Genomic DNA, 4,306 nt, shown 5'->3' with positions numbered 1-4,306 from the left:
ACTTCTTCTAGCACGGACCGAACCTTCTACGAAGTGGGATGCCAAAGGCGTTGTACCAGATGGTACGTTTTTGATAGGTTCAAACGTCTGTTCATTAAAAAAGTGGTTGCAGCCTGGTTGCTTAGAAAACCGCCTCCAGACCGGCGCGGGCTTCCGTAAACGGATGTACCCTCTACGGCAACCGCCCTGATCGGAGCCAGTTCTTGAAAGCTGGGATCTGTGGGAAAGCGTTTATTTGCCCACACAGAAATTGCGAAAAACCCGGTCAACTACTTCTTCAGATACATCCAGGCCCAGGATTTCCGCGAGCGCATCCAGGGCGCTTTCAATCGAAACCCCGGCCAGATCCTCGGGGGCCTGCAAGGCTTCTTGTAAATGGGCCTCGGCCCGGCGTAGAGCTTCGACATGGCGCTCGTTGCTGATCCAGATTTCGCCTTCGGGGGCCTGGCCCAAAAGCCGGGTGTGGATTTGCTGACGCAACTCCTGCAAGCCCAGGCCGGTCTGGCTCGAGACCGCCGCAAACGTTTCATCCTGCCATGCAGGGGGAAGGTCGGCTTTGGTAGCAACCCTCAGGGTTCGTGCCCAGGGCAGGGCAGGTGGGGGGGAGGTGGGCTGGCTCTGGTCGGCCAGATACAGCACCAGGTCTGCCTCCTGCGCGATTTGCAAGGCCCGCTCGACCCCGCTTTTCTCAACCAGATCAGTAGTTTCACGCACCCCGGCAGTGTCAATGGCCACGATAGGCACGCCTGCAATTTCCAGCGGGGCCTCGAGGTAGTCGCGGGTGGTGCCGGGAATGGGGGTCACGATGGCCCGTTCGTAGCCCAGCAGCGCATTGAGCAGACTGGACTTGCCTGCGTTGGGAGCCCCCACCAGGGCGATGCGGGCTCCCTTGTGGGCGATGCGCCCTGCGGGTGCGGTGGCCAACAGGTGCTGAATCTCCTGCAAGACCGGCTCGAGGGTGGCTCGAATTGCGGCTGCCTCGACCCCTTCTTCGGGGTAGTCGAGCCAGGCCTGGATATGGGCCAGCAGGTTGAAGAGTGGTTCGGAAAGGTGTTGAATTTTTTCTGACAGGCCAGCGCTCAGCCCACGCAGGGCTTGCCGCCGGGCCGCGTCCGATTCAGACTCCACCAGGCTCAAGACCGATTCAGCCTGTGCCAGATCCATCTTACCGTTCAGATAGGCCCGAAGCGTGAACTCGCCGGGTTGGGCGGGGCGTGCCCCCAGCTCGAACAGGGTTTGCAACACTTTTCGCAGAACTGCCGGGGAACCATGGGTATGCAGTTCGGCGCTGTCCTGCCCAGTATAGGAGTGGGGTTTTCGGAAGACCAGCAAGAGCGCTTCGTCCAGAATTTCCTGGGTGCTGGGATCGCAGATTTTACCGTAGGTGAAACGCCCTCCCGCCAGCCGGGTGGGATTTGTACCAGCCCAGAGCCTCGAGACCAGCTCCAGGGCGCCCGCACCCGAGACCCGCACAATTCCTATTGCGCCCTTGCCGGGGGGGGTGGCAATGGCGGCAATAAGGTCGTTCAGCGAAGGCAAGCCCACAAGGATTCACCAGTCAATGAGGGTCAGGGCAGTTTTGCTCCGGGTGGGAGGGTCACTGCCAAACCGGCGGGTGAATAGCTCGAAAGGAGGGAGTGGGGCCTCGAGCCTGGAGATGTGGGCAAACACCGCCCCGGCGGGGGGCATGGGCAGATGGTTGGCGGCCCACAGGCCCTCGAGGATTTTCCAGCTCTGGGTGCTGGCCAGGTAGCCCATCTTGAGCGGGGCCTGCTCGCTGTGCGCGGTCTGGAGCTTGCGCCTGGCATTTTGTAGCCAGTAGGCCAGGGCTTTGCGTCTGGGCTCGGGCACCGGTAGGTGGGGAACCGCCGCTCGGCCAGCCTGCCCTCGGGATCGTAGAGGATTTTGCCGTCCAGGTGGCTATAGAGTTCCATAGGGTGGTGGCGCATTTTGTCTCGAGCCTGCACCAGGTTGCGAAAGTGCATTTCGATCAAATAACCCTGTTGCTCCTCGCTACGGAACTTGCGTTCATTGACCCCACCCAGGAGCACCCAGAAGTCTACATCGGAGCCGGAGGTGGCATCGCCTCTGGCCCTGGAGCCGGTGAGCAGCACCCCCATCGCTTTGGGGTCGGACTGGAGCCCATCTACCGTCGCGGAAATAAGGTTATCCATCAGTTGGACTTTCTGGAACGATAGCGGCTGCGGAGTGTTTCGGCCAGCACCAGTGCGGTTTGTTTATCGAGAAACTGGTTGCCATTGCCACACTTGGGAGACAGGATGCAACGGGGACAACCTCCCTCGCAGGGGCAGCTCTGCAGCAGATCGCGGGTGGCCGTCACCCAACGGGGGAACTGCCGTGCAGCCGCTCGAGCATACCCTACCCCGCCCGGATAGCCATCATAGATAAAGATGGTTGGGCCTCCGCCCGATGCCAGTGGCCCAGGGTAGAAAGGATAAGAGATCCCTCCGATATCCCGCCGCTCGGCCAGCACAAACAGCGGCAGCAGGCCAATCAGGGTGTGCTCGAGGGCGTGGATGGCAGAGGGAAGCCGGGCCTCGGTCAAAAAAGTCTGGTCGGGCCAGCGCGGCTCGATCTGGCCCGCTTCCAGAGTTGGCAGAATCTCCAGACCCTCGCAGGGGTGGAACCAGACCGCCTCGGTCTGGAAGGTTAGCTCGGGCATCGTCAGCGCCACTTCTTCCAGCATGGTCTCGCTCACAAAGCGTTTCTTGACGTAGCCGGTGACCCGTTCCCGCAGCACCACCGGCCCAACCCAGATACCGCCCAGAATTTCCTCGCCCTGTAAAACCTCGATATGGGTCTCGGCTCTGGGCTGGGTGTAGTAGTCCTCGAGGCCTGGCAACAACACAATCTCGCGCTGCTCCGGATCGAGGTTGCGCACCAGATAGCTTTCGCCCTGATGAAGGTAAACCGCTCCGGGATGAGCCTCCCAGTAAGCTTGCCGCTCGTCCAGGGTACCCAGCAACTTACCGGTGTTGTCGCGCAAACTAAAGCTATGGCCCAGCCCGCGCAGTACCAGATCCCGGTGCGGGTAACGCTTGGGAGAATAGAGGCGTCCGTACCTCTCCACCAGCGGTGGCTGGATGTTAAGCCAGGATCTGTAAAAGGGATCGAGGGGCGCGGGGCGCGGGTCATGGGTCAGCGTACCGTCTTGAACTCCAGATTTCTCGACCCCAGACCCCAGACGGTCTTCTGAAGGCAGCCTCACTGGTAACTCCCGCGCCGCGCAGTGGGCGTGCAGGGGATACAGTATCGGATTATCAGGGTCGGCAATAGCCGACTCTGGGGGGCTGGCTAAAAGCAGTTCGGGGTGCTGCTCGAAATAGGCATCCATAGGGTCTTCACGGGGAATCCACAGCACCAGCGCCCGCTGCTTCCCGCGCCCGGCCCGGCCAGCCCGCTGCCAGAACGAGCTTAGCGAGCCCGGATAGCCCAGCAGAATTACGGCGTCCAGACCGCCGATGTCCACGCCAAGCTCGAGGGCGCTGGTACTCACCAGAACCCGAACTGCCCCTTCCTGCAAGGCTTGCTCCAGCCGACGCCGTTCCGAAGCCCGGTAGCCCGCCCGATAAGGTCGGACGCGGGGGTCGTTCGCGTAACGGGCTACCAGTTCGGCCGTACGGCGTGAAGTGGTGAAAATCAGGGTACGCAGGCCCTGTTCGGCGGCATGGCGGGCCAGCAGTGCGGCCTCGAGGTTGGCACTGCGCCGGCTTTTGCCTTCCTTGTCGAGCGCTTTGGGCAACCAGACCCCAAACTCGCGCTCGGCCCTCGAGGGGTTGGCAGAAATCTGAGCAAAGCCAAGCCCGGTCAGGTTTTGGGCGTGGTCGGCAGGGTTGGCGATGGTGGCGCTGGCCGCTACTACCTGGGGGTTCGCCCCATAATGCCGGGCCAGCCGCAAAAGCCTCTGCAAGATTAATGCCGCATGGGTGCCAAACACCCCCCGGTAGGCATGGAGTTCGTCTACCACAACGTAGCGTAGCCTGGACAAAAACCCTGCCCAGTCGCCGTGCCTGGGCAGTAGCCCGAAGTGCAACATGTCGGGATTGGTCAGAATGGCCCGGCCCGCTTCCCTGGCTTTTTTGCGCTGTGCACCAGAGGTATCGCCATCGTAGGCATGGATTCTATCCTCTACCTCGAGTTCCCGGGCCATCTGCCGCAGGCGCCCCAACTGATCGTGGGCCAGGGCCTTGGTGGGGTAGAGCAGGAGGGCGGCCTGTCCTTCCAGCACAGCTTTGAGCACCGGCACCTGGAAGACCAGACTCTTACCCGAGGCAGTAGAGGTCGC

The 4,306-nt window shown here is 61.8% G+C and carries 3 protein-coding genes and 1 pseudogene; all 4 read right to left on the bottom strand.

All coding sequences use genetic code 11. From position 1 onward, the window contains the following. Nucleotides 1–231: 231 nt before the first annotated feature. The gene (gene mnmE / locus Q0288_RS08535; RefSeq protein ID WP_299429469.1) at nt 232–1,545 is read right to left on the bottom strand and encodes a tRNA uridine-5-carboxymethylaminomethyl(34) synthesis GTPase MnmE; all 1,314 of its coding nucleotides are present in this window, start codon (nt 1,543–1,545) and stop codon (nt 232–234) included. 6 nt (nt 1,546–1,551) lie between these two features. Next, nucleotides 1,552–1,851: a hypothetical protein gene (locus tag Q0288_RS08530; protein ID WP_299429470.1), complete on the bottom strand. Its 300-nt coding sequence runs from the start codon at nt 1,849–1,851 to the stop codon at nt 1,552–1,554. Nucleotides 1,852–2,054: 203 nt separating this feature from the next. Next, a pseudogene (locus Q0288_RS08525) lies at nt 2,055–2,120 on the bottom strand (nucleotidyltransferase domain-containing protein); the annotation flags it as partial. Nucleotides 2,121–2,173: 53 nt separating this feature from the next. Continuing rightward, nucleotides 2,174–4,306, bottom strand: a 2,133-nt coding sequence (locus Q0288_RS08520) for a DEAD/DEAH box helicase (RefSeq protein ID WP_299429468.1), incomplete at its 5' end; no start/stop codon positions are given.

It is taken from the genome of uncultured Meiothermus sp. (genome assembly GCF_937863175.1).
GTDB lineage: Bacteria > Deinococcota > Deinococci > Deinococcales > Thermaceae > Meiothermus.
Note: the sequence above shows the minus strand (reverse complement) of the source record. Positions and strands in the feature narration are given on the sequence as shown.